At 36.5% G+C, this 25,017-nt stretch carries 22 protein-coding genes and 1 pseudogene; 19 read left to right on the top strand and 4 right to left on the bottom strand.

Annotation, left to right across the window (positions count from 1 at the left end; all coding sequences use genetic code 11):
- The first annotated feature begins 2 nt into the window (after window positions 1–2).
- The 3 genes and pseudogenes from OTK01_RS09490 (at window position 3) to ftsZ (ending at window position 2,184) form a co-directional block, all read left to right on the top strand.
- Window positions 3–735 (top strand): annotated as a pseudogene (locus tag OTK01_RS09490) (DUF881 domain-containing protein).
- Window positions 736–742: 7 nt separating this feature from the next.
- Window positions 743–1,105 (top strand): small basic family protein, encoded by a 363-nt coding sequence (locus OTK01_RS09485; RefSeq protein ID WP_013403769.1) that lies wholly within the window; start codon window positions 743–745, stop codon window positions 1,103–1,105.
- The gene (ftsZ, locus tag OTK01_RS09480) at window positions 1,102–2,184 is read left to right on the top strand and encodes a cell division protein FtsZ (RefSeq protein WP_013433136.1); all 1,083 of its coding nucleotides are present in this window, start codon (window positions 1,102–1,104) and stop codon (window positions 2,182–2,184) included. Before OTK01_RS09485 ends, ftsZ begins: the two co-directional genes overlap by 4 nt.
- Before the next feature lie 80 nt (window positions 2,185–2,264).
- Here ftsZ and OTK01_RS09475 read toward each other — a convergent pair whose 3' ends face one another.
- From OTK01_RS09475 to OTK01_RS09465, 3 genes are all read right to left on the bottom strand, one after another.
- Window positions 2,265–3,488 (bottom strand): endo-1,4-beta-xylanase, encoded by a 1,224-nt coding sequence (locus tag OTK01_RS09475; RefSeq protein ID WP_029229116.1) that lies wholly within the window; start codon window positions 3,486–3,488, stop codon window positions 2,265–2,267.
- A 64-nt stretch (window positions 3,489–3,552) separates the two neighbouring features.
- Window positions 3,553–4,362: a polysaccharide deacetylase family protein gene (locus OTK01_RS09470; protein ID WP_029229115.1), complete on the bottom strand. Its 810-nt coding sequence runs from the start codon at window positions 4,360–4,362 to the stop codon at window positions 3,553–3,555.
- A 24-nt stretch (window positions 4,363–4,386) separates the two neighbouring features.
- Window positions 4,387–6,264, bottom strand: a complete 1,878-nt coding sequence (locus OTK01_RS09465) for a sialate O-acetylesterase (protein WP_029229114.1) — start codon at window positions 6,262–6,264, stop codon at window positions 4,387–4,389.
- 298 nt (window positions 6,265–6,562) lie between these two features.
- Between OTK01_RS09465 and OTK01_RS09460 the strand changes: the two genes are divergently transcribed.
- The 15 genes from OTK01_RS09460 to OTK01_RS09390 all read left to right on the top strand — a co-directional run bounded on the left by OTK01_RS09460 (window position 6,563) and on the right by OTK01_RS09390 (window position 21,079).
- Window positions 6,563–7,396 carry a sigma-E processing peptidase SpoIIGA gene (locus OTK01_RS09460; RefSeq protein WP_029229113.1) on the top strand — a complete coding sequence of 278 codons (834 nt, stop codon included), beginning with the start codon at window positions 6,563–6,565 and terminating at the stop codon, window positions 7,394–7,396.
- A gap of 26 nt (window positions 7,397–7,422) precedes the next feature.
- The gene (gene sigE, locus OTK01_RS09455; protein WP_029229112.1) at window positions 7,423–8,157 is read left to right on the top strand and encodes an RNA polymerase sporulation sigma factor SigE; all 735 of its coding nucleotides are present in this window, start codon (window positions 7,423–7,425) and stop codon (window positions 8,155–8,157) included.
- 87 nt (window positions 8,158–8,244) lie between these two features.
- Window positions 8,245–9,012, top strand: a complete 768-nt coding sequence (gene sigG / locus OTK01_RS09450) for an RNA polymerase sporulation sigma factor SigG (protein ID WP_029229111.1) — start codon at window positions 8,245–8,247, stop codon at window positions 9,010–9,012.
- A 122-nt stretch (window positions 9,013–9,134) separates the two neighbouring features.
- Window positions 9,135–10,796, top strand: a complete 1,662-nt coding sequence (locus OTK01_RS09445) for an AMP-binding protein (protein ID WP_029229110.1) — start codon at window positions 9,135–9,137, stop codon at window positions 10,794–10,796.
- 87 nt (window positions 10,797–10,883) lie between these two features.
- Window positions 10,884–12,185 carry a diaminopimelate decarboxylase gene (gene lysA / locus OTK01_RS09440; RefSeq protein ID WP_029229109.1) on the top strand — a complete coding sequence of 434 codons (1,302 nt, stop codon included), beginning with the start codon at window positions 10,884–10,886 and terminating at the stop codon, window positions 12,183–12,185.
- 24 nt (window positions 12,186–12,209) lie between these two features.
- Window positions 12,210–12,845 carry a site-2 protease family protein gene (locus tag OTK01_RS09435; RefSeq protein ID WP_029229108.1) on the top strand — a complete coding sequence of 212 codons (636 nt, stop codon included), beginning with the start codon at window positions 12,210–12,212 and terminating at the stop codon, window positions 12,843–12,845.
- A 49-nt stretch (window positions 12,846–12,894) separates the two neighbouring features.
- Window positions 12,895–13,872, top strand: a complete 978-nt coding sequence (gene trpS, locus OTK01_RS09430; RefSeq protein ID WP_013433126.1) for a tryptophan--tRNA ligase — start codon at window positions 12,895–12,897, stop codon at window positions 13,870–13,872.
- Window positions 13,869–14,579 carry a segregation and condensation protein A gene (locus OTK01_RS09425; protein WP_029229107.1) on the top strand — a complete coding sequence of 237 codons (711 nt, stop codon included), beginning with the start codon at window positions 13,869–13,871 and terminating at the stop codon, window positions 14,577–14,579. Before trpS ends, OTK01_RS09425 begins: the two co-directional genes overlap by 4 nt.
- A gap of 4 nt (window positions 14,580–14,583) precedes the next feature.
- Window positions 14,584–15,129, top strand: a complete 546-nt coding sequence (gene scpB / locus OTK01_RS09420) for an SMC-Scp complex subunit ScpB (protein ID WP_029229106.1) — start codon at window positions 14,584–14,586, stop codon at window positions 15,127–15,129.
- 76 nt (window positions 15,130–15,205) lie between these two features.
- On the top strand, window positions 15,206–15,763 hold the full coding sequence (locus OTK01_RS09415) for a hypothetical protein (protein ID WP_013433123.1): 558 nt from the start codon (window positions 15,206–15,208) through the stop codon (window positions 15,761–15,763).
- Window positions 15,747–16,130, top strand: coding sequence for a GerW family sporulation protein (gene ytfJ / locus OTK01_RS09410; RefSeq protein WP_013433122.1), 384 nt, complete (start codon window positions 15,747–15,749; stop codon window positions 16,128–16,130). Before OTK01_RS09415 ends, ytfJ begins: the two co-directional genes overlap by 17 nt.
- Before the next feature lie 83 nt (window positions 16,131–16,213).
- Complete coding sequence (locus tag OTK01_RS09405; RefSeq protein ID WP_013433121.1) at window positions 16,214–16,789, top strand: M23 family metallopeptidase; 576 nt, start codon at window positions 16,214–16,216, stop codon at window positions 16,787–16,789.
- 112 nt (window positions 16,790–16,901) lie between these two features.
- A complete protein-coding gene (locus OTK01_RS09400) occupies window positions 16,902–18,557 on the top strand; it encodes an HD domain-containing phosphohydrolase (RefSeq protein ID WP_029229105.1) in 1,656 nt (551 codons plus the stop codon).
- The gene (locus OTK01_RS09395) at window positions 18,550–19,674 is read left to right on the top strand and encodes an RNA-binding domain-containing protein (RefSeq protein ID WP_029229104.1); all 1,125 of its coding nucleotides are present in this window, start codon (window positions 18,550–18,552) and stop codon (window positions 19,672–19,674) included. Before OTK01_RS09400 ends, OTK01_RS09395 begins: the two co-directional genes overlap by 8 nt.
- A 19-nt stretch (window positions 19,675–19,693) precedes the next feature.
- Window positions 19,694–21,079, top strand: a complete 1,386-nt coding sequence (locus tag OTK01_RS09390; protein WP_029229103.1) for a tetratricopeptide repeat protein — start codon at window positions 19,694–19,696, stop codon at window positions 21,077–21,079.
- 306 nt (window positions 21,080–21,385) lie between these two features.
- On the opposite strand, the gene OTK01_RS09385 is transcribed toward OTK01_RS09390, so the two are convergent.
- Entirely contained in the window at window positions 21,386–22,816 is a 1,431-nt protein-coding gene (locus OTK01_RS09385; protein WP_269011518.1) for a transposase, read from the bottom strand.
- 172 nt (window positions 22,817–22,988) lie between these two features.
- On the opposite strand from OTK01_RS09385, the gene thrS reads away from it, so the two are divergent.
- Window positions 22,989–24,932: a threonine--tRNA ligase gene (thrS, locus tag OTK01_RS09380; RefSeq protein WP_029228770.1), complete on the top strand. Its 1,944-nt coding sequence runs from the start codon at window positions 22,989–22,991 to the stop codon at window positions 24,930–24,932.
- Window positions 24,933–25,017: the final 85 nt, after the last annotated feature.

The raw sequence follows: 25,017 nt of genomic DNA, 5'->3' as shown, positions 1-25,017 counted from the left end.
ATATGAAAGTAAAGATTAAAAAACCAACAGGTGGTCAGGTTGCTATTGCTATATTGTTATTATTATTGGGGATTTTAATGTCTATGCAAATAAAAAGTGTCAGACAGAGCAACGAACTAAAAAATTTAGAAAAAGCAAGAGCCATAGAACTTGCTGAACAGATAAATCAGCTATGTGAGCCTTCGCCAGCAGATTTATGATTTGGAGAAAAAAATCAAAGAGTATCAGGACTCAGCAGCAAGTATAAGCAAAACAACCGAGCTTTTGAAAGAAGAACTTGACAAGGTTAAGATTTTGGCAGGGCTTACCGATGTAGAAGGACCCGGTATCATTATTACACTTGATGACAGCAAAATACCTGCCCAGCCCAATGTTGACCCGAACAGTTTTCTGCTGCATGACTCTGACATTTTGCAGGTGATAAACGAACTTCGGGCAGCAGGAGCTGAAGCAATAGCGATAAATGACCAGAGAGTGGTTTCAACAACCGAGATAAGATGTGCAGGACCGACCATTAGTATAAACAACACAAGATATTCTGCCCCGTACATAATAAAGGCAATCGGCGATCCTAAGATTCTTAAAAATTCTCTTGAGATGCGGGGGGGCATAATAGACCTTTTAAAGGAATTTTCCATAGAGGTTAAGATTGAAGAGGCTTCAAAAGTTGTGATTCCACGTTATACTGGAAGCTTGAAATTCAATTACGCAAAGATAAAGAGTGAAGGAAGCTGATGAAAAGATGATAGTTCTTATAATTGCTCTTTTGGTTGGAATATTGATAGGGCTTTTTATCCCAATAAGCATACCGCAAGATTATTCATCCTATGTGGCGGTTGGTCTTCTTGCAGCACTTGATTCCATATTTGGTGCTTTAAAGTCAAATCTAAAGGGTGATTTTAAGATTGACATATTTATTTCAGGATTTGTGGGCAACACCCTCATAGCCATGCTTCTTGCCTACATGGGCGACATGCTTGGTATTCCGCTGTACCAGGCAGCGGTTGTGGCTTTTGGTGTGAGGATTTTTCAAAATTTTGGGGAGATGCGAAGAAGCATTTTGATAAAAAACAAGAGTTTTTCTAAGGAGGAGAAAAACCAATGATTAGTTTTGACACAGAAAAGATGACTGTTGCTCAATTAAAGGTTATTGGTGTTGGCGGTGCAGGAAACAATGCAGTCAATAGAATGATTGATGTTGGAGTCTCTGGTGTAGAGTTCATAGCTGTTAACACCGACAAGCAAGCTCTTCAGCGTTCAAAGGCGCATTATAAGATTCAGATAGGTGAGAAGATTACAAAAGGACTTGGAGCTGGAGCAGACCCCGAGATTGGAAGGAAAGCTGCAGAGGAGAGTAAAGAGGATATAGCACAGGTTTTAAAAGGTGCAGACATGGTATTTATCACAGCAGGAATGGGCGGCGGTACAGGTACGGGTGCTTCACCTGTTGTTGCTGAGATAGCAAAAGAGCTGGGGATATTAACTGTTGCTGTTGTTACAAGACCGTTTAAAAGTGAGGGTGCAAAGAGAAGAATTAACGCAGAAAAAGGAATAGAAGAGCTGAAAAAGATTGTTGACACAATAATTATTGTGCCAAACGACAGGCTTTTTATGCTTTCGACAAATAAAAGTCTCAAAATCTCCGACGCGTTCAGAATGGCTGACGATGTGCTAAGACAGGGTGTTCAGGGAATTTCTGATATTATCTTGAATGCGGGGCTTATAAATGTCGACTTTGCAGATGTGAAAGCTATCATGATGAACAAGGGATATGCGCACATGGGGATTGGCAAGGCAAAAGGTGATGAGAAAGTACTCAAAGCTTTAGAACAGGCAATCAACAGCCCGCTTCTTGAGACTTCAATAAAAGGTGCGAAAGGCGTTCTTGTAAACTATACAGGAAATCCAGAAGAGCTTCTGCTTGACGAAATTGAAAGAGCAAACGAGCTTATTTCTTCCGAAGCTGATGAGAATGTCAACTTTATAATGGGTATTGTGTTCAATGAAGAGATGAAAGACGAGGTGCAGGTCACTGTCATTGCAACAGGCTTTGACACAACAAATGAACAGCAGTCATCTGCCCAAACACACAAAGCTACATTGCCCAAAGCAGGTAATCTTCAGAATCTGTTCCAGGACGACGATATATTTGAGATTCCAATATTTTTGAAAAACAAAAAATAAAATAAAAACCCCCTTGCTACTTGGCAGGGGGGTTATATTTTTACTTCTTCAATCATTTAATTATATGATGTGAATAACTATCAAAGAGTAATTTCAATAAACTTGTTTGTTTTGTCAAGGGCAAAGGTGGCTTTCTTGTCTTGGCATGTGATTTCATAATCTCCCATATACCCTGAAATGTTTACCATACCATGTTCATCAGTAATCAAGTGTACCTGGTCAATCCACCATTCACCTTTTATAAGCCTGTGAAGCTCATGATAGATGGGTTTTATCCTGCCATCTTTGGTTATAAAACCAGAAGGTGCGTTGAGCCACTCTCCATCCACAAAATTCCACCACGTGATAGCCTCAACCTTTGGATGGGCAAAAAGTGTTTTGTAATGCAACGCAGCCTCCATTGCCTGTCGCTCTTCACCTTCAGGTGTACTTGGCCATTCGTCAACTTTATAGTCGTTTAAATCCTCAATTTCTGGTGGCATAAGGTTGCCAGAGATAATAGTGGTTTCTGTAAAGTGAATAGGCAGGTTAAAACGAGAAAATCTCTCTAATATTTCCTGAGTCTTTTCAACTCCCCAATACCCTTGATGCATATGCGATTGAATTCCTATTGCATCAATTCTAACTCCTGCCTCGAGCAATCCTTCAATTAAAATTTCGTACGCTGCAGAGGTGTTAAAATCGTTTATGAGAAAAATTCCATGTGGGTTTGCTTCTATTGCTGCAGCAAAGACCTCACGAACAAGACGTATTCGCCCAAGTTCTTTACATATTCTTGTAATACCATTGTCGTATTTGTTGAATATGGGCATAATCACAACTTCATTTATTACATCCCACATGTCAATTAAGCCTGCAAACTCACTTACCTCTCTCCGAATTCGATGAAGCTGAGCATCTAATATCTCTTGGTTGTTCATCTCAAGCAGCCACGGAGCTGTGAGAGTGTGCCAGCAAAGAGGATGACCTTTTACAGTGCATCCTTTGCTTACGAGCCACTCGGCTGCTTTTTTGAGCCTCAAAGTATCAGGTTTGCCTTTAACTGGTTCAAATCTTGCCCAATAAAACGGCAGAGTGGCAAAATTAAAGAGGTCCAAGAACTTTTCAAAAACCATTTCAGCTTTTTGCTTTTCTTCTCCTTGAAGCTCATTATTGGCAAAAGGTACTACTGAGAATTCTGCGCAGCCAAACAGAAATTTATGTCTTGTTTGCTTGACAACCACCTCTGTATTTTTTAAAGGAGTGCCGTCAGCTTTGCTTATTTTCAACGTAACTGTACCTTTGCGATGCTCATAATTAGCCATAAACGTTTACCTCCCTTATTTTTATTAGAGTCGATTCACGAAAATTGTTAACAATGAAATCAAATTACAATTGCCCTGGCAAATTTACAATTTCACCGCTTTTAATCTCAACAGACTGACCATTTACACTTATCCACACTGAAATAGCAGAAGGGTTGTATACAATATCACCATTTGCTGAGAATTGCAAACTTCGCAGTGCTTTGATATATCTTACTATTTCAATGTTAGTTGCATACCAAATATCATCTTTTCCAGACATCAATTTGCAAAAGCTTTCTATTAAATGCCAATTATTTTTTCTTTCAAATTCAAAGCTATGTCCCCAAACATACATTAGCTTTAGCTTTCCTTTATATTCATACTCTAAAAATTTACGTCCAAGCTCCAGTAAATTATCATCATGATGACAAGTTGGAGCCCATGTTAAAAAGTTTGATGGAATACGAAAATCATGGTGAGAGTTTACAGTCCTTGCATATTCAATCCCGAGACTTGGCAAAATATTTACAATCTCTTCATTATATACTCCATAAGGATAAGACATACCTTTGACTGGATAGCCGACTAATCTTTCTAAATTTTTTCTGTCTTCTAAAATTTCTTCAACTACAGCCTCAAGTGGAATACAGTCCAAGAAAGGATGGGTTTTAGTGTGGACAGCAACTTCATGACCTTCATATAGCTTTGCAACTTCATCTGGTGAGATAAAAGGTTCTCTACCAAGGTTTCCAGAGTTCAAATGAAAAGTGCCCTTTATTCCATATTCATTAAAGATTTCAACAAGTTTTCTGTCAAATATTTGTCCATCGTCGTAACTCATTGTCAGTGCTTTTGTTTTGCCAAAAGGAAATAAATCAAACTTTATATCCATTTGTTATCACCCCCACAAATTTAACTATACTTCCTCTTCTGTTGTAAACGGAGAAGCAGGCAACCCTTCTTTATTATAAAGATTTGCTCCTTCTGGATTGTCAGCCCATGCATATCGAACATAAGCAGGGTTTGAAATACTATCGTTCCACACTACAACTTTATCACCTTCTATAATGGCCTTTGCCCACACAAATTTCTTGTCACTTCCGGCAATTGCAAAGTGTTTAAGCTCACCGCCACCTTTTGCAACAAGACCACTGCCAACCTCCGAAAACTCAATAATCACCTTGTTACCCTCAATCTTCATAGACTTGTAAAGTGGTCCTGAGGCAACAATGTCCTTTTCTCCATAGGCAATCTTTCGAGCAAGCAGGGCAAGCCTTTCTCCCACATCTTTTTTGTTAGAAGGATGCAGGTCATTCCATTCCCCTAAGTCAATGGCAATGGCCATGCCTGTGTTTGGGACAGAAAGTGTTTTTCGCTGCTCTTCTCTGAGCTGTGCCCACTTGCTCTCTGATGGCTGGGACTTTGCCTCCATAAAGTTTGCAAGTTGAACGTACAGGAAAGGAAAATCACCCTGCCCCCACTTCTGTCTCCAGTCAGTTATTAAAGCACTGAACTTCTCGTGATATCCATTAGGATTATCAGTATTTGATTCACCTTGATACCATATGATACCTTTAATAGCAAATTTCAAAAGCGGTGCAATCATACCATTGAACAGTCCTGCAGGTTTGTACTCAAAAAAAGTCATGGGTGGCAGAGGTTTTGGAGCCTCTGCACCAACTTTGCATTTCCACTCGCCTTCTAAGCTGATCTGGTAATCTTTGGTGAAGAGTTTGTAGGGTTTGCCTTTGACAAACTCTCCGTTACCATCGTTACTTATAACTCTTATGGCAATCACATTTTCACCTGGTTTAAGCAAGTTTGCAGGAATCTCATATTTTCTTGGAGGATAGCGATATGAGATTGAACCTACAAGGGTCCCGTTAACATAGGTATGGTCACTGTCCACTATTGTACCCATATAAAGCTTTGCAGGCTTTCCAGCCATAAAAGCAGGTACATTTACCTTTTTCCTAAACCATACTACTCCTTTCAAAGAGTCTAACCCCATTTCTTTCCAAGAAGCCGGGAGATTAACAGTTTGCCAGTCAGAGTCATCATAATCAGGGTCAAACCAAGCAAGCTTCATCCCTTTATCGTTTTTGTTTAAGTTTTCATACCAGGCACTTATTTCAGATTCTTCCTTTTTCTTAATACTTTCAATATACCCATCAACTCTCAGCTGCTCAAGTATTTTCAGATTTTCAGGAAATTGTTTTAGCGCATCTTCACTGAGCCATGCCTCTATCGGTGTTCCACCAACACATGCTTTAATCAGGCCTATTGGCACACGGTACCTCTCAAATAATGCTTTGGCAAAAAAGTACCCCACAGCTGAAAATCGAAGAATAGTCTTCTCAGAAAGTTCTTCCCAGCTACCTTGTGGCAAATCTTCTTGTGGACCTTTGAAGTTGTAACTATCAGGTACAGTGAACTGTCTTATAAAGGGATTGTCGCAGCTGTATATTTCTTCTTCATAGATATCTTTTACTCTTTCCATGGGTAAAACCATATTTGACTGGCCAGAACAAACCCACACATCCCCTATTAGTATGTTGTTTATAGTGATACTTTTTTGGGATGCCTCTATTACCATAAAATAGGGTCCTCCTGCTTTAAGCTCAGGCAAAGTCACTTCCCACTTGCCGTCGCTGTTTGCAATAGCAGAGTATGATTTATCCAAAAAGTGCACTATAACCTTTTCTTCTGGTAAAGCCCAGCCCCATATCTTTACCTTTTTATTTCTTTGAAGAACCATACCATCACTTATCAGCTTTGGAAGCCTTAATGTCATTGGTAACCACCTCTTTACCATTGCAGAAATCGTTTTCAATATCACACAAAAAATTATTTTTAAATTTAAATTAGGATTACCGCAATTTTAATTTTAGCATAATATCGAAATGATAGCTATCAAAAAATAAATCTCTGAGCACAGAAAATTATAGCTTGCTTTTTGCCAAAATTTGTTGAAAATTTGTTTTGGTCAAGAAGATATGGGTAAAACTTTTTTGACATAATTTTTGCCTCTGCAGGAATATAATTATTACTTAGAAATGCCCCTTTTGAGGACAAAGAGTTGATAGGATAAGATGATTATTTATGCAGATGTATATATATTAGAAAATTTAGTTATAAACTATTTTATTCTGCTTGTGACATCATATTTACTTAAAACTAATGTGAACAGTTTTAAAATTTTACTTGTAAGCGTACTTGGAGCTTTTTATTCGCTATTTCAATTTTATCAGCCTCTACAGTTTTTATACTCTCCGATTGGAAAAATAATTGTTTCAGCTTCTTTTGTTTATCTTACCTTTTTACCAAAAAACTTTTTTGGATTTATCAGACAGTTTCTCAGTTTTTACCTTGTTACAATCATGTTTGGTGGGATGGGATTTTTTCTTTATTACATTTCGCAAAATAGTATTGAGTACACAATGCAGCTAAAACTAAAAAATGTACTTCTTGCGCTTGGGATTTCCCTGATTGTTTTCAAACTCTCACATGAGCTTATAATCAAAAAGGTCTATAAAGATTCACTCATAAGGTATATAAAATTCAAGATAAATGATTCAGAGTACAGCTGTGTTGGATATGTGGATACAGGGAATAACTTGAGAGAACCTTTTTCGGGCAAACCTGTTGTAATTGTTGAAAAAAAGCTTCTTGAGATGGGTGAAGATGCGAAAGATATCTGTTCAAAAGACCTTGAAAAACTTCAGGAGCTTTTGGGAAACAGAATTGTTTTGATACCTTACAATTCAATTGGTCAGGAACATGGGGTTTTGATAGGAGTTATACCAGATGAGTTTTATGTATCAGAGAACAAAAGCACATGGATAAAAAAAGATGTGGCAATTGCTCTGTACGATAAAAAGATTTCAAACAAGTACTCGGCACTACTGGGTCCCGATTTAATCTGATTTTTTTGAAAGGAGGTATGACTTTTATGAAACTTGAGTCTAAGATTTTGCGTTATGTTTTGAAAACCTTGGAGAAGCTTGGCTTTAAGTTTTCACAAAATCAGATTATGGAGATTTTCTATGTTGGTGGATGTGACACACTTCCGCCACCTCTTACGCCTGATGAGGAAGCCCAGATTCTATACAGGATTCATTACCAGGGAGAAGAAGGGTTGAAAAAGCTTTTAATAGAAAGAAATTTGAGACTTGTTGTCTACATTGCAAAAAGATTTGAAAATACAAAGGTTAATCTTGAAGACCTTGTTTCAATAGGCACAATAGGCTTGATTAAAGCAATAAATACATACAATCCAAACAAGAATATAAAACTTGCTACTTACGCTTCAAAATGCATAGAAAATGAGATTTTGATGTTTTTAAGACGAAATTCAAATAAAAAGCTTGAGATGTCAATTGATGAGCCACTGAATGTTGACTGGGATGGCAATGAACTTTTACTCTCTGATGTACTTGGAACTGATACAGAAGAAATTTACAACAGAATTGAGAACAATGTAGAAAAGGAAGCGCTTTTGCAAGCAATTCAAAAACTTCCGTCCAGGGAAAAAAAGATTGTTGAACTGAGGTTTGGATTTGGAGATGATGGAGAAAAGACTCAAAAAGAGGTTGCAGATATGCTGGGGATATCCCAAAGCTATATCTCGCGCTTGGAAAAAAAGATTATAACAAGACTCAAAAAAGAGCTGGCAAAGATTATATAATATGAAAATCTATTTTAGAATAATTGCCTTCCCCGAGGTTAATAATAAACCATAGCGCAAAGTTAAAAAAAGGGGGAGGTAATTAAATTGAACAAGGTAGAAATTTGTGGTGTGAACACATCAACACTCCCCGTTTTGAGCCATGAAGAAAAGCTTGAACTTTTAAAAAGAATGAAAGAAGGGGACAAAGAAGCACGACGAATTTTTATTGAAGGAAATTTGAGGCTTGTTTTGAGCGTTGTACAAAAGTTTGCAAACAGGGGCGAGAACTTAGACGATTTGTTCCAGGTAGGGTGCATTGGTCTTATAAAGGCAATTGACAATTTTGACCTTTCTCAGAATGTAAAGTTTTCAACTTATGCGGTGCCGATGATAATCGGGGAGATAAGAAGATATCTGAGGGATAACAATTCTATGAGAATTTCGAGGTCTTTGAAAGATACAGCATATAAAGCTTTAAAAATAAAGGAAAAATATATAAATAATAACCAAAAAGAGCCGACATTAGAAGAGATAGCAAAAGAACTCTCAATCACCAAAGAAGAGCTTGTTTTTGCGCTTGATTCCATTCAAGAACCGATATCTCTTTATGAGCCAGTGTTTCAGGATAGTACCGACACAATGTATGTTGTGGAAAAACTCTGCGACCACAAATCATGCGAAAATGTTTGGCTTGAAGAGATTTCGCTCAAAGATGCTCTTAGCAGGCTCACAAAGCGCGAGAAAGAAATTTTGTATTTGCGTTATTATAAAGGAAAAACCCAGATGGAGGTAGCGAGAATTGTAGGAATTTCACAGGCACAGGTGTCAAGAATTGAAAAAAGTGCAATAGGACATATCAAGAAGTATATTTAAGATTTTATTGTTGACAATTTATGCATTCAAAATTTATAATAATCTAAAATTGACAAAAAGCCTTTTACCTTAAAAGTAGGGTAAAAGGCTTGTACATTTTTTAAGGGGGCGCAGTAGCTTAAATGTCTTTGATTGAAATGACAATTCCAGACTATTTTGATATGATAGCTACAAAGTTTGCTGACAATCCTGCTGTCATTTATCATCACGAAAAGATTTACCTTACATATTCCCAGTTTAAAAAAATGGTGGATGATGCAGCAAAAGGCTTTATGGCAATTGGAATTCAAAAAGGAGAACATGTAGCTGTATGGGCAACAAACAGACTTGAATATCTCATCTCTATTTTTGCCTTGGCCAAGATTGGAGCAGTGCTTGTTACTGTAAATACCAACTACAAGATATATGAGCTTGAATATCTTCTAAGGCAATCTGACAGTTCCACTTTAATATTCACAGAAGGATTTAAAGATTCAAACTACCTTGAGATTGTCAAAAAACTAAATCCCCAGCTTAGTGCGTGCAAAAAAGGAGAGCTTGAAAATCCAAATCTGCCTTATCTTAAAAGGCTAATTTTTATTGGGCAAGGCTGTCATGATGGAATATACAACTGGCACGAGGTAATTGAACTTGGTAAAAATGTTTCTGATGAGGAACTAATACACAGGCAAAAAAGCCTTGAGCCAGATGAGGTAATAAATATGCAGTACACCTCTGGTACCACCGGATTTCCAAAAGGTGTTATGCTTACACACAAAAATATTCTCAACAACGCAAACGCAATTGCAGATTGCATGAAACTTACACACAAGGACAAGCTGTGCATCCCCGTTCCGTTTTTCCATTGTTTTGGACTTGTTTTGGGTATAGGCGCATGTGTGACAAAAGGTGCCACCATGGTGCCGCTTGACCATTTCAATCCTCTTAAAGTTATGGAGACAGTTCACTTTGAAAAATGCACTGGTTTGCATGGTGTGCCCACAATGTTTATTGCAATCTTGCAGCATCCTGAATTTGATAAGTTCGATTTTTCTTCTCTTCGGACTGGTATAATGGCAGGAGCACCTTGTCCTATCAAGGTGATGAGAGAAGTTGTCGAAAAGATGAATATGAAAGAGATTACAATAGCATATGGTCAAACTGAGGCATCACCTGTGATAACTCAAACAAGAGTTGATGACCCTCTTGAGTTTAGGGTGTCCACAGTTGGAAAACCGCTTGAAGGTGTGGAGGTTAAAATTGTGGATATCCATACAAAAAAAGAGGTTCCAAACGGTGTTGTTGGGGAGATATGTGCAAGGGGATACAACGTTATGAAAGGATATTACAAGATGCCGGAGGCAACAAAACAAGCCATCGACGAAGATGGCTGGCTTCACACAGGTGATTTGGGATACATTGACCAAAACGGATATTTAAGAATTACTGGTAGGCTCAAAGATATGATAATAAGAGGTGGAGAAAACATCTATCCGCGCGAAATAGAAGAGTTTTTATATGCACATCCGGCAGTAAAAGATGTGCAGGTTGTAGGTGTGCCAGATAAGGTCTATGGTGAGGAGATAGCTGCGTTTATAATCCTCAAAGATGGGTACACTGCAACCGAAGATGAGATAAAAGAGTTTGTGAGGACTAACCTTTCGCGTCACAAGACACCCAAATACGTTGTGTTTGTCAACGAGTTTCCCACAACTGCAAACGGTAAGGTCCAAAAATATAAATTGAGAGAGATGGCCATAGAAAAGTTTAGTCTTCACGATGCGGCAAATATCGAAACAGCATAGATTTTTTAGCTACAAGCAATATTGAATTTTTCTTTGATTGTATGTTAGAATTATTTTCAACATTAAAATTGCGAGGGGAGAAAATATATGCAGCTAAGATACAATCTTGAAGTTTCACCAAAAGGTAATCTCTCATGGGAAGGAATTGACCTTCTTGACTTAATAGAGATGTATGGGACTCCTCTTTATGTTATGAATGAGACAATGATAAGAGAAAATATCAATAGATTCAAGTCTTCCCTGCAGAAATATTTTGGAGAAAATGGTCTTATAATTTATGCATCAAAAGCTTTTTGCACAAAGGCTATGTGCCAAATAGCAAAAGAAGAGGGAATAGGCCTTGACGTTGTGTCAGGTGGTGAACTTTACACTGCACTTTCTGTAAATTTTGACCCAGATAAGATATTCTTCCATGGAAACAACAAAACATATGATGAGCTTGAGATGGCAGTTGACAGAGGGGTAAAGATTGTACTTGATAATTTTGATGAGCTTGAGATGCTAAGTCTGATATGTAAAACAAAAAACAAAAAGGCAGATGTCTTGATTCGAATAAAACCCGGAATTGAAGCTCATACACATGAGTTTATCAGGACAGGGCAGATAGACTCAAAGTTTGGGGTTGCGCTTGAAAATAGCGAAGCATTCTCTATGGTTCAAAAAGTGCTGCAAAGACAAGAGCTGAGCTTAGTGGGGCTTCACTGTCATATAGGTTCGCAGATTTTCGAAACAGCTCCATTTAAGCTTGCTGCAAGGGTCATGCTTGAGTTTATGCTCAAGATTAAAAATGAACTTGGCTGGCAGGTAGATATATTAGATTTAGGTGGGGGATTTGGAATAAAGTACACTGCACATGATGAGCCACCTAAGATTGAAAAGTTTATAGAAGCAATTTCTGAAGAGGTAGAGGAATTTTGCAGCTTGAGAGGGCTAAAAAAACCGTTTGTTGTTTTAGAACCAGGTCGTTCAATTGTCGGTGAGGCAGGTATTACACTTTACACAATAGGCAGTATCAAAGAGATACCAAATGTCAGAAACTATGCATCTGTTGATGGTGGTATGACAGACAATCCACGTTATGCACTGTATCAAGCAAGATATGATGCATATGTTGTGGAAAATCCTCTGGGGCAGCGGACAAAAGTTTATACAATTGCAGGAAGATGCTGTGAGTCTGGTGATATACTCATAAAAGACATAAAGCTTCCAGAGCTTAAGACTGGTCAGCATCTTGCCATTTTGGCAACAGGGGCATATAATTATTCTATGTCAAGCAACTACAATAGGTTCCCAAGACCTGCAGTTGTACTCTTGAAAAATGGTCAAGCAAGAGTTATTGTAAAACGTGAAACATATGAAGACCTTGTGAGAAATGATGTGGAGATTTAATAAAATTATGTTTGGAGAGAATTTATGATGGCTGTGCCAAGTATTATCACAATGCTTTTGAGAATTCCAGGGCTATTGTTTGCAATATCTGTGCATGAGTCAGCCCATGGGCTTGTTGCATATTTGCAGGGAGATGACCTGCCAAAAAGACAAGGGAGAATAACCTTAAACCCTCTTCCGCACATAGATTTGTTTGGTGCGATAGCGCTGATTCTTTTTGGATTTGGATGGGCAAAACCTGTTGTGACTGACCCAACAAGATACAGAAATCCAAAAGTAGGTATGGGGCTGACAGCCTTAGCAGGACCTGTTGCAAATATTCTTTCTGCAATTGTCTTTGCAATTGTGCTCAAATATATTGATAAGTACAATTTAATAACAAATAGATATCTTCAAATTATGATTCAAGAAGCTTATTTGATTAATGTTTATCTTGCAATATTCAATTTGTTGCCAATACCACCCTTAGATGGTTCAAAGATTCTGTTTATCTTTGCACCAAACAGATATGTTGAGTTTTATTATAGATATGAAGTGGTAGGGCAAATAATATTGATTGCCTGCATATTTTTTGCACCTTTTTTGCTTTCATACGTTTTGCAGCCAATAGCATATTTTATTTTCAATTTCATTGATTTTATTGTCATGTTATTTCCTTAAATGTTTATAAACATCAAAAAATCTTGTGGGAGAATAGGAGAATGAAAAGATGAGACGAGTTTTGTCTGGTACACGACCAACAGGTATTTTGCATCTTGGCAACTATTTTGGTGCTATAGAAAGCTGGGTAAAACTTCAGGATGAATATGAATGTTTCTTTTTTGTTGCAGATTGGCATGCGTTGACAACCGGATATGAGGACACTTCGAATTTAAGAGAATATACAAAACAGGTTGTTATAGACCTTTTGGCATGCGGTCTTGACCCGAAAAAATGTACAATATTTGTGCAGTCGCATGTTCCACAGCATGCTGAGCTTCATCTTTTGTTTTCAATGATAACGCCTCTTTCTTGGCTCTACAGGTGTCCAACTTACAAGGACCAGATGAGGGAGTTAAAAGAGAGAAACATTGCAACATATGGGTTTTTGGGATATCCATGTCTTCAGGCAGCTGACATATTGATATACAAAGCAGAGCTTGTGCCAGTTGGTGAGGACCAGCTTCCGCATTTGGAGCTGACACGAGAGATTGCAAGAAGGTTTAACTTCTTATATGGCCAGACTTTTCCAGAACCACAAGCAATTCTTAACACTGTAAAGGTGCTTGTTGGGACGGATGGGCGCAAGATGAGCAAGAGTTACGGAAATACAATTGCGCTTTCTGAAGACTTGGAAAGTGTAAGGAAAAAGGTAATGAACATGGTAACAGACCCTGCAAGGATTCGCAAAAACGACCCTGGACATCCTGAAGTGTGCACAGTCTTTGCATACCATCAGATATTCAGCCCAGAGACTGTATCAGAGACAGAAGAGGACTGCAGACAGGGTAAAATAGGTTGTGTTGAGTGCAAAAAGAGGTTATTTGAAAATATTTCAAGGTTTTTAGAGCCAATTCAGTCAAAAAGAAGAGAGCTTGAAAATGACCTTGACTATGTTTTGGGAGTTATAAATGAAGGTGCAAGAAAGGCAAGAGAAATAGCATCAAGAACATTACAAGAAGCAAAGGACAGGGCAGGTCTGTTATGAACTTTGAGGTTAAACTTCCCAACTTTGAAGGACCACTTGACCTGTTGCTTTACCTCATAAAAAAAGAGAAGATAAACATATATGATATTCCAATATCCGAGATTACAAGCCAGTATCTGGCATATCTAAACCATTTAGATACAATCAATGTGGATTCTGTTTCTGAGTTCATGGTAATGGCAGCAACACTTTTAGAGATAAAATCAAGGATGCTTTTGCCAAAAGCTCAACAAGAGCAAGACCCACGTCAAGAACTTGTAGAAAGGCTCAGAGAATATCAAAAATACAAACAGATAGCCAACTATTTAAAAGAAAATTACCCTTACAAGGAATGCTATAGAAAGACAAACCAGGACTATCTGCTTTTAAAGGAAAACAAAAAAGAGGTTATAATACAGCTTGATATTAAAAAACTTTACAGAGCATATTTGGTTGCTGTCCAGAAAAACGAGGATTTTTCAAAAGAGAGCGTTCAAAAACTTCAGGAGATTACCAGAAGGCAGCCTATATCTATTTTGAAGGTTGTGAAACAGGTATTTGAGTATATTAAACAAAAAGGGGTTTTGTATTTTAGCAACCTCATTAAAGGGATTTCAAAGGAAGAAATTATCTACAGATTTTTGGCTATTTTGGAACTTTGCAAGCTTGGTCATATCTTTGCTCATCAGGATAAAGTGTTTGACGATATAAAGATTTTAAAGAGGTAACATGATGGTAATGGAGGCAGCAAAGATAAAATCGGTTGTTGAAAGTATACTCTTTTTGGCTGCAGAACCCTTGGATGTTCAAAAACTTGCAAAGATTTTAGGGGTAGAATATCAAGAGGTCAAAAATTGTGTCGAGCAGCTAAAACAGGAATATCTGCAACAAAACAGAGGATTTTTAATAACCGAACAGGAAAATGGATATGTTCTGGTTACCAATCCAGAAAATTCAGGATATATAAGAGAATACTTTGATTTGGAGCAAAAGTATGTATCACTTTCTCAGGCGGCGTATGAGGTGTTATCGATTGTTGCGTTAAAAGGTCCCATTACAAGACAGGAGATAGAAAAGATAAGAGGGGTCAGCAGCGAGAATGTCATAAAAAGCCTTATAGAAAAAGGGCTCATCAGAGAAGCTGGAAGACTGGATACAATTGGCAAGCCTGCTGTTTATGAGGTAACCTCACTTTTTTATACTTCTCTTGGCATTAAAGATATAGACGAACTCAAAGAAAAAATTTTAAAAATCCAGCAAGAGGATACATCAAATTGATGTATCCTCTTTTATTTTTGTGGCAATAATTTTAATAAAATAAAAGCAGTTTGAGAAGGTCAATAGGCGGTAGAAGTTGAAAACATTCTTGTATTTCTTGCCTTTTGTGCTATTTTTTATTTATCTTTTCCTGCCAAAAATATTCTTGATAGAGATAAGAGTTGAAAAGGTAATTTTTGTTAAAGTAAAGTTTTACCTTTTAGGAATTTATGTGTGTGTATTTTACAAGCAAATTCAAATTTCTGGGCACAAAAGAGCTAAACATTTTTCCATTGAAAATGAAACCAAAAAGAAAAAATTAAAGCCTATTTCTACCAAGATGATATTTAGCCTTATAAGAATCTTCCTTTTGTCTACTGTAGTGAAAGTAGATAAGATTTTTGCGCGCATCTGGTGTGCAGATGCTTTTATTTTGAGTATTTTAAGTGCAAGCATATATTCAATTTGGGGAATATTAATGTCATGTGGGCAGAATACCAAGCTTGATTATAAAGCCTTCTTGAGAGAGAATTTTTTATCAAGCGTTTTGCAATTAGATGTTTATGTAAAAATTTTTCCTGTGAAGCTTTTGACCAGTTGGTTTAAGGTAGTAAAAAAACAGAAGGGTGGTGTTAAACTTGGCACATCCAATTGAAATGCTTATGCAGACAACAATGGAAAACCTAAAACAGATGATTGATGTTAACACAATTGTGGGTGATGCTGTTCAAAGTTCGGCTGGAGCTGTTATAATTCCGGTCTCAAAAGTTTCGTTTGGATTTGTGGCAGGTGGGGGTGACATAAAACAGGACAGTAATAAGATGAATAAAAACGACGAAAATATTCCGCTTTTTGCAGGCGGCACTGGTGCTGGAATCTCTGTTATGCCAATTGCGTTTTTAGTTGTAACACAGGACCAGATAAGGCTTTTAAATGTTTCAGCAAACAGTAGCATCGAGAGAATAATTGATATCATTCCAAACATAATTGAAGATATCAAGGAAATTATTCAGAGAAGATGATAGCAAGATAGCTTTGCTATCATCTTTTTTTATGTGAAAGAATAGAAATTAAATTGAAAATAATTGAGAAGGGAGCAATGAAAATGAGAAAAAAGAAAATAGCAGAGAAGAGTTCAAAAGTGCCAATAATAAAAGCGATACTGGTGTTTCTTATTTTACTTTTTGTCCTGGCACTAAAGTTCAAATATATTCATATTAAAAATTTTCCATTTGAAAAAGCCAAAGTTTTTTTTCAGCGTGATGAAAAGATTTATTCAGAGCTGGTCAAATGGGTAGAAGATTTTTTGCAGCCTTTATCTTTCTCAAATCCGACAAGCAAGGACAGCCTGCTCAAAAAACAATCTTCTACATCCTACATATATCCTGCAGATGGGCAAATTCAAACCTCTGACGATGGAGGAACTTTTATTATAGTTAAAGAGAAAACTAATATTCTCAGTCCCTGTGATGGAAAGGTAGCAGAAATTATTAAAAAAGGTGAAACTTTTGATGTTGTCATACAGCAAGGTAGCAGGATACTTTATAGGATTGAAAACATTAATGTTTTAAACGTTCAAAAAGGGGAAGTTTTAAAAAAAGGTGAGATAATAGGATATAAGCTGCCATTTGACCTTGTGGGAAAAGATTTTATATATTTTAAGAGAGAAGAAATAATGTAGTTTAGAAATATTTCACAAATGACATTTCAAACTAATTTATGCTATACTAAATTCAGACAAAAATCGACAGATTAGAGTGAATAAAATAAAGTAAAATAGAGGATGGGGCAAGGTGGAGCTGAGATTTAAAATACTTGTTCTTACACTGATAATAGCGTTTTTACCAACAACTGTTGTCGCTATATATGTAATGAATAACATAATTCCGCAGTACGAAAAAATTACCTATGATTATTTTGTGAACAAACAACAACAAACATTAGAGAGGATAACTCAAAAGATTTTTGATGATATGTCAAACATAGCAAAAGAATATGCTATCTGGAATGAACTTTACAGAGCTGTTTTGACGAAGGATGAAGAGACAATCAACTTTTACTGGACAAGCTGGCTTTCTCAAAAACCTTACAATTTTTCTTTAATAATTGGTTTTTCGAAAGAGGGGAAGATTATATCGTATCACTCTCCATTTGGAGATATTAAAAGCTCTGATAGTACAAAAATATTCAAGATATTCAAAAAAGTAATAAGTACAGTTTATCATTCTAATGATATAAATTTAATACCTGTTGAAAGAGGTTTTCTTAAGATAAATGATAAGGTATTTGCATTTGTATGTTCGCCTGTTTTGGACGACAAAGATTTAACAAAACCTGTTGCTGGAGCACTTTTTCTGGCAAGGGATATTGGTGAGTTTGTGCCTTTGATACAGCCTTACATGGTGGATAGAATATATTTCGTGGATAAAACAAATGTATCTACCGAAGAAAACCTTCTTAAAAATCATGTTGAGCTATTTGATATTGAAGGCTATAAGATAGGAACACTTGTAATCAATTATAATGAAAGAACACTTGTGAATATAAAAAGACACTTTGAAAAACTGCTTATTATTACATTTTTGTTTCTCGTGGCTTTGACTTTACTTATTGCATTTTTAGGTGGAGTATATCTTACAAGAAAAGTTATTCAGCTTGAGGATTACGCTATTTCGCTATTTTCTGGAATAAACGGGGATGTAACCACTCCAAAACCAACCGTAAAGAAAGAGGGGAGGTTTAAAAATGTAGAGCTTATTTTGGAATATTTTTCAAACGAAATAAAAAGCAAGATTTCGATATTAAAGCAGCAGGATAAACTCTTGAAAGAACTATTTGAGAAAGAGAAGAGAAACTTTGAAGGAGCGATAAAGCTTTTAATTTCTATTATTGAAATGAAAGATCCTTACACTAAAGGACATGCAGAAAGGGTTATGAAATACAGCAAGAAAATTGGAGAAAAACTGTCTTCAAAGGGATATAAGATAGACCTGTTTGACTTAGAAATTGCCGCATATCTTCACGATATTGGCAAGATTGTAATTCCGGAAAGTATCTTAAACAAACCTGGCAAGCTCACGCAAGAAGAATATTCCATTGTCAAAAGACATTCATTGGATGGTTATAACATTCTTTCAAACATTGAATATTTTGATAATATAAAAGAGATTATTTTGTACCATCACGAGAATGTAGATGGAAGTGGCTATCCGCTGGGGATAAAAGGAGACAAAATTCCCCTTGAGTCAAAGATAATCTCTGTTGCAGATGTATTTGATGCTCTTACCACAGACAGACCTTACCGCAGTGCTTTTTCAGAGGAAAAGGCATTAGAGATTATGAAAGAAGATGTTGGCAAGAAGTTTGACCCTGAAGTTTTTGAGGCGTTTTTGAGTGTGCTTAAAGAGGAAAAAATCTTAAATTCGGTAGAGATGAAGATAGATGGATAAGTACAAGCTTAAAATGCTACTTGAGTCTGATGAGGGACCGAAACTTGATTTTAAACAGTCTCTTTCGCTTGAGACAGATGGTGAAAAGAAAGAGCTTGTAAAAGACGTCATTGCCATTGCAAATTCAAGAGGTGGAAGGGGCTATATCATCTTTGGGGTTGAAGATAAGACAAAAAGAATTGTTGGAATTAAAGACGAGAACATCTCTGAAGAAAAAATTCAGCAAATAATCTCAAGTAGGTGTGACCCACCTGTATCAATTAAATTTGAGATTGTAGAGTACAATGATAAAAAACTTGGCGTACTCACAATATACAAAAGCAGTCTAAGACCTCATCAGATGGTCCAAAACGGCGTGTTTTATATAAGACGCGGGTCAACAACAGACGTTGCAAGAAGAGAAGAGATAGCTTCCATGTTTGAAGAAAGCGGCAGCGTCAATTTTGAGATGTCTATTGTAAGAAATGCAAATTTAAATGACCTTGAACCTGAGCTAATCTCTATATTTTTTAAAAGAAGTGGCATCTCATCCGAGTGGGATAACTTAATTTTGCTTGAAAGTTTTGGGATTGTCCAAAGAGATAGAGAAAATAATAATCTTTATCCTACCTTAGCAGGTATTCTTGTGTTTGGAAAATATCCAGAGAGATTTTTGCCGTCAGCGTATTTGACAATTGAATTTTTTGACCAAATTCAGATTATTTGTGGTAACATATATAGTATAATCAAAAAGACTATAAATTTTTTTACTCAGAAATATCCTCAGAAGGACCTGTGGGCTTTGTTCGAAGCAATTGGAAATGCACTTGTTCACAGGGATTATTATGACCTGACAAGATGCACGGCAGTCAAGATTAGTGAGAGAAGCATTGAAGTTGCAAATCCCGGATGTCTTCTTGAGAGCAATATGATATTTAGTATGGGTAGGGAAATTATACCAAGACGTCGGAATCCGTGGATTTATCAAAAAATGATAATTTTAGACGACAGTAATCTCTTTTTGAAAGCCGGCAAGGGAATATCAAGGATAAGAAAAACATATCCAAATGTGAAGATTATAAATATAAACTCACAGAATACATTTAAAATAATATTGCCACCTATTGATAAACTGTAAAAAAGAGGAGTAATGAAAAATGGTCAAGGGAAAGGTAATTAGTCTCAATCCTACATCCTCAATGTATTTTAAGATTGGGATTAAACATTATGAAAAGGGAGAAGTAGAGCTTGCCATAAAAAGGCTCATGAAAGCTCTTGAACTTGATAATAAAAATGTTGAGATAAAGTTTAACTTGGCTGGGCTTTTAGCACAGGTTGGGGATTTTGAAACTTCAAATAAACTCTTGAGCGAGCTTACAAAAGATAGTCCAGAGTTTTATGACTCTTTGTTTGGCCTTGGATGTAACTTTTTTGAAATGGGCAAGTTCAGGGAAGCAAAGAATTTTTTAAAGAGGTATGTGAAGCTTAGCAACAATATTGAGTTTAAAGAAGCTGCAGAAGACCTTATTGACTTTATTGAGAGCCAGGAAGAGTTTGAAAAAGAACAAAAAGAAATAGAAAAATATTCGAAGTTGTTGGAAAGAGGAAATTTTCTTCTTGAAAGTGGCAGATATGAAGATGCAATGAAATATTTCAAGATGATATTGGCAAAAGATGATAGTGTCCTTGCTGCAAGGAACAACCTTTCACTTGCTTATTTTTATATGGGTGACATTCAAAAAGCAATTGAAGAGGCAAAAAAAGTACTTCAAATTGACAAGTACAATGTATATGCAAACTGTAACTTGGCATTTTTCTATAGCAGCATAGGAAAAGAAAGAGAGATGAAAAGACATTTAAAAGTGGTATTGGACATAAAAACATACGATAGTAAAGATAAAATAAAGATTCTGGACACTCTTATCAAGTTAAATCAGCACAGCGAAATTGCCCAGCGTGCAAATGAACTTTTTGAGATTACAAGAGAGCCGTATTTTAAACATATTGAAGCGGTAAGCCTTTACAATACACGAAAGTACATGAAAGCTAAAAAAATTTGGGAGTTCTTAAAAAAGAACTTTGAGATGCCTGAGATAAGGATTGACTATTTTTTAAAGAAGGTCGATAATGTAATAAAGACATTTGAAAAAGACACTATAGACTATTTCGAAACAGGTTTTAAGTTTTTGGAAGGCATGGACGAAAAGGAATTTAGAAGACAGCTCCAAAGTCATATTGACAATTATTTTTCTCAAACTGTCGAGGAAAATGGACAAAAAGTTATGGAAATTCTTCACCAACATGTTGAATTAAATCAGAAAGACCAAGAGGCTATTTTTAATCTTCTAAAAAGTCTTCCGCTTGAAAAGCCCAGGTTAAATCTTCAGGCTATTGCTGCAATTGTTTGGTATGTGTTCAAAAAGTACATGAAAAAAGAGAAGATAAAACAAAAAGATGTAGCCAAGATTTTTGGAATCTCACAGGCAGTTTTCTCTAAGTGGTTTGGTGATTTCAAAGAGCTTTTGCTAAACAAGGAAGTTTAAAATACTATACCATCTTTTCATAGCCGTTTGCAAAATAGGTGGTGATTGAAGGGAAAAGATGCCAGTATAAACAGGAAATACAATTAAAATATAAAAAGAAGAGAAGGATTGAAACCATATATTATCAATGATAACAAAAGTATTCAGGAGCAAATATACGACAAGGATTGAAAAGTTCAAAAAAGACAATAGCATCCTAAGCCTTCTAAACTCTAAGTTTTAGAAGGTTAAATAAAAAACAAAATCATAAACCTTTAGTTAGTAGGTTAACTTTAGTGGATTAATTACTCAAGAAAAATTGTAGTTTTAAGCTATAAGTTTTTTAAGTTTGCTCAGTTTTTTGATAGTTAATTTAGAACAATAGAGTTTAATGTTGTGAGCAAGGATAAATAAGAGCGAATAAGTAATAGCAGAGAGCAAGAAATCAGAGAAAATAGGAATATGATCAAGAGTTTGTGTTGTATCAGAGCCCATGTAGGATTTTAGGTGGTAAATAGTCTGCTCTACAGCGACACGTTTTTTGTAGAGGTCAAAAAACTCTTGGGAATTTCTGTTGATTCCTGGGAAAGAGCGAAAGTTATCTGGGTATGTATAGAACATTCTGCCCGATTTAGAGGTAGTACAAGGCTGAGGGCAAGAGCAGATGCGTTTGCCGTCTTTGTAACAAGACATAGGGCAAATCCATTTAAAGCGCAATGAGCGATTTTTGCCTTGACATTTGCCTTCAGGTTTAAAAGGTTTATTGAACTTTTTGCAGATTGGGACACCATCTTCAGATATAACGATATTAGGGTCTGAAGTAGGTGTAGTATTTTTAGAGGCTCTTGTATTTAGAGGGATAACAATTTTGGAGAAGTTGAAAGAATTTTTTAAAGTGGAGTAGATGTTGTGTGAATCCAAGGCACTGTCAGCGATGAAAGTAGAGAAATTTTTAGGTAGATAAGAGAATAGAGTTTCGAGTGAAGGAATTAAAGCTTTAGAGTCAGAGATAGCTTTATGTTGCAGTGGGTCTGACGAAGGAGAATCAGAGTCAAACAGAGGAACTAAAGCTAAAGGAATACCGAGAGCGTTGGTAATGACAGCAAATTTTAAAGCCCAGCAGAAATGGCCATTTACGAACATAAGGCGGATATTAGAATTAGCGTTAGCAGTTTTAGGCAAAGAAGAATAAACAAGAGAGTAGATTTTGTCAGAAGACAGCTCAGGGTTAGCTTTTGAGGTATTTTTCAAGAGTGATTGAATGAATTTAGGGTTGTTTTCACGAACCTTTGGGACAATACCGGTTGTATCGAAGATTAGGATTGAAGCAAGTTCAGGGCATTGTTGGATAGAGATATTGTGTGCATGGATAGAGATATTTTGGAAAAGTTTTTGGATTTCGCTTGCAAATATTTTTCTGAAGCGAGAGAAAGTAGAGATAGAAGGGACATTGCCATGTAGATTACAAAATGAGCGAAGTTCATATGAGTTAAGCAAGACAGCGCGAAGTTGGGTTAAGGTATTGAGTTTAAGGATTTTTTGGACAAAAAAGCAAAGAAGCATAGATTCTAAAGAGAAGTATCTATGCTTACCGAAGTATTTGTAGTAGGCTTTGTAGAAAGAAGAAGGTATGTAGTTGGACAAGTCGATGAATTTGTTGAACAAGCCCAAGAGGCTTTCAGGCTTGTAAAGAGCCGAGGCCTTTATGTGGGAATACAAGTCTAAAAATGAAAGCTGATTAGGTTTGTTTTTGAACATTTTGGACCCTCCTCATAGTAGAAAATTTGTTTTATATACACATATTTTACTACAACTATGAGGAGGGGGTCCAGACTTTTTTGATTCTATATAAAGCTTGATAACGCTCATCTTGAGCGTTTCTGCAAAAGGCTAATACCATCTTTTCACAAAAGGAGGCAAGAATAGCACAATGGACAAAATAGCTGTGACACTTCCAGACGGAAAAGTGGTGGAAGCAGAAAAAGGAATATCTGCACTGGAGTTTATAAAGACAATCTCCATGAAACTTTACAAAGAGGCGGTTGCGTGCAAAATTGACGGTGTTTTGAAGGATTTGTGGACATCTCTTGAAAGAGATTGCAGCTTTGAGGTTGTGACATTTTCAAGTGACGAAGGTAAGAAGGTTTATTGGCATACAACCTCACACATTTTAGCTCAGGCTGTCAAAAGGCTTTTTGGGGATAAAGTAAAGCTTGGCATAGGACCTGCAATTGACAATGGTTTTTACTACGACTTTGATGTTGAAGAGTCAATTACAATGGAGCTTTTGGAAAAGATTGAAGAAGAGATGCAAAAAATAATAAAAGAAGACTTAAAGATTGAGAGATTTGAACTCTCAAGAAAAGAAGCAGTCAAGCTTATGCAGGAAAAGGGAGAAAATTATAAGGTTGAACTTATAAATGACATTCCTGAGGGTGAAACTATATCTTTTTACAGGCAAGGTGAATTTGTTGACCTTTGTACAGGTCCGCATCTTCCTTCAACAGGGAGAGTAAAAGCGTTCAAACTACTTTCTGTGGCAGGTGCGTATTGGCGCGGAAATTCTAAAAATAAAATGCTTCAAAGAATTTATGGAATTTCTTTTGAAAAGAAATCTGAACTTGATGAGTATCTCAAAAAGCTTGAAGAGGCAAAAAAACGTGACCACAACAAAGTAGGAAGAGAGCTTGAGATTTTTACAACATCCGAGGTTGTAGGGCAAGGTCTTCCTCTTTTAATGCCAAAAGGCGCAAAAATCCTCCAGATTCTTCAAAGGTTTGTTGAGGATGAAGAGGAAAAGAGAGGTTATCTTCTGACAAAGACTCCTTACATGGCAAAAAGTGATTTGTATAAAATCTCTGGACACTGGGACCATTACAGAGATGGCATGTTTGTAATAGAGGAAGATGAAAATGAAGTTCTGGCTTTAAGACCAATGACATGTCCATTTCAGTTTTTGATATATAACTCAAAGCAGAGAAGCTACAGGGATTTGCCAATAAGATACAGTGAGACATCAACACTTTTCAGAAATGAAAGTTCAGGTGAGATGCACGGACTTATAAGGGTTAGGCAGTTTACTCTTTCAGATGCACACATAATCTGCAGACCTGACCAGGTTGAGGAAGAGTTCAAGGGAGTTTTGGATTTAATTCAGTATATAATGAAAACACTTGGTATTGAGAACGACATATGGTACAGATTTTCGCGCTGGGACCCGAACAACAAGGAAAAATACATTGACAATCCTGAGGCTTGGGAAAAGACAGAAAATGATATGAAAAATATCTTAGATAAGCTTGGAATAAATTACAAAGAGGCAAAAGGTGAGGCTGCTTTTTATGGACCAAAACTTGACATTCAGTTCAAAAACGTCTATGGTAAAGAGGATACAATAATAACAATACAGATAGATTTTGCTCTGGCAGAACGGTTTGATATGACGTATGTAGACAGAGATGGGCAGAAAAAAAGACCGATTATTATCCACCGCTCATCAATAGGTTGTTATGAAAGAACGCTTGCGATGCTTATTGAAAAATACAACGGTGCTTTTCCAGTGTGGCTGTCGCCTGTGCAGATTAGAGTGATTCCTGTTTCTGACAATTTCAATGAGTATGCTAAAAATGTCGCAAGGATATTAAAAGAAAATGGGTTTAGGGTAGAAGAAGATTACAGGTCAGAAACAGTAGGGTACAAGATAAGAGATGCTCAGCTTCAAAAGATACCGTATATGGTGATTGTTGGTGAAAAGGAGCAAAAAGAGAATACTGTGGCAGTAAGAGATAGGAAAAAAGGAGATTTGGGTTCGTTTACCATTGAAGATTTTATTGCAATGGTAAAAGAAAAAGTAGACAAAAAAGTGATAGAGTAAAAAAGATGAAGAAGGCTGCCAGGAAGATGCATATGTACCATATTTTTGGGGCTGTTTTTGGCAGCCTTTTTTTAAATTCTTTATT

It is taken from the genome of Caldicellulosiruptor acetigenus, assembly GCF_026914305.1.
In the GTDB taxonomy this organism is placed as follows: Bacteria; Bacillota; Thermoanaerobacteria; order Caldicellulosiruptorales; family Caldicellulosiruptoraceae; genus Caldicellulosiruptor; species Caldicellulosiruptor acetigenus.
This window is presented reverse-complemented; position numbering and strand designations above follow the sequence as displayed.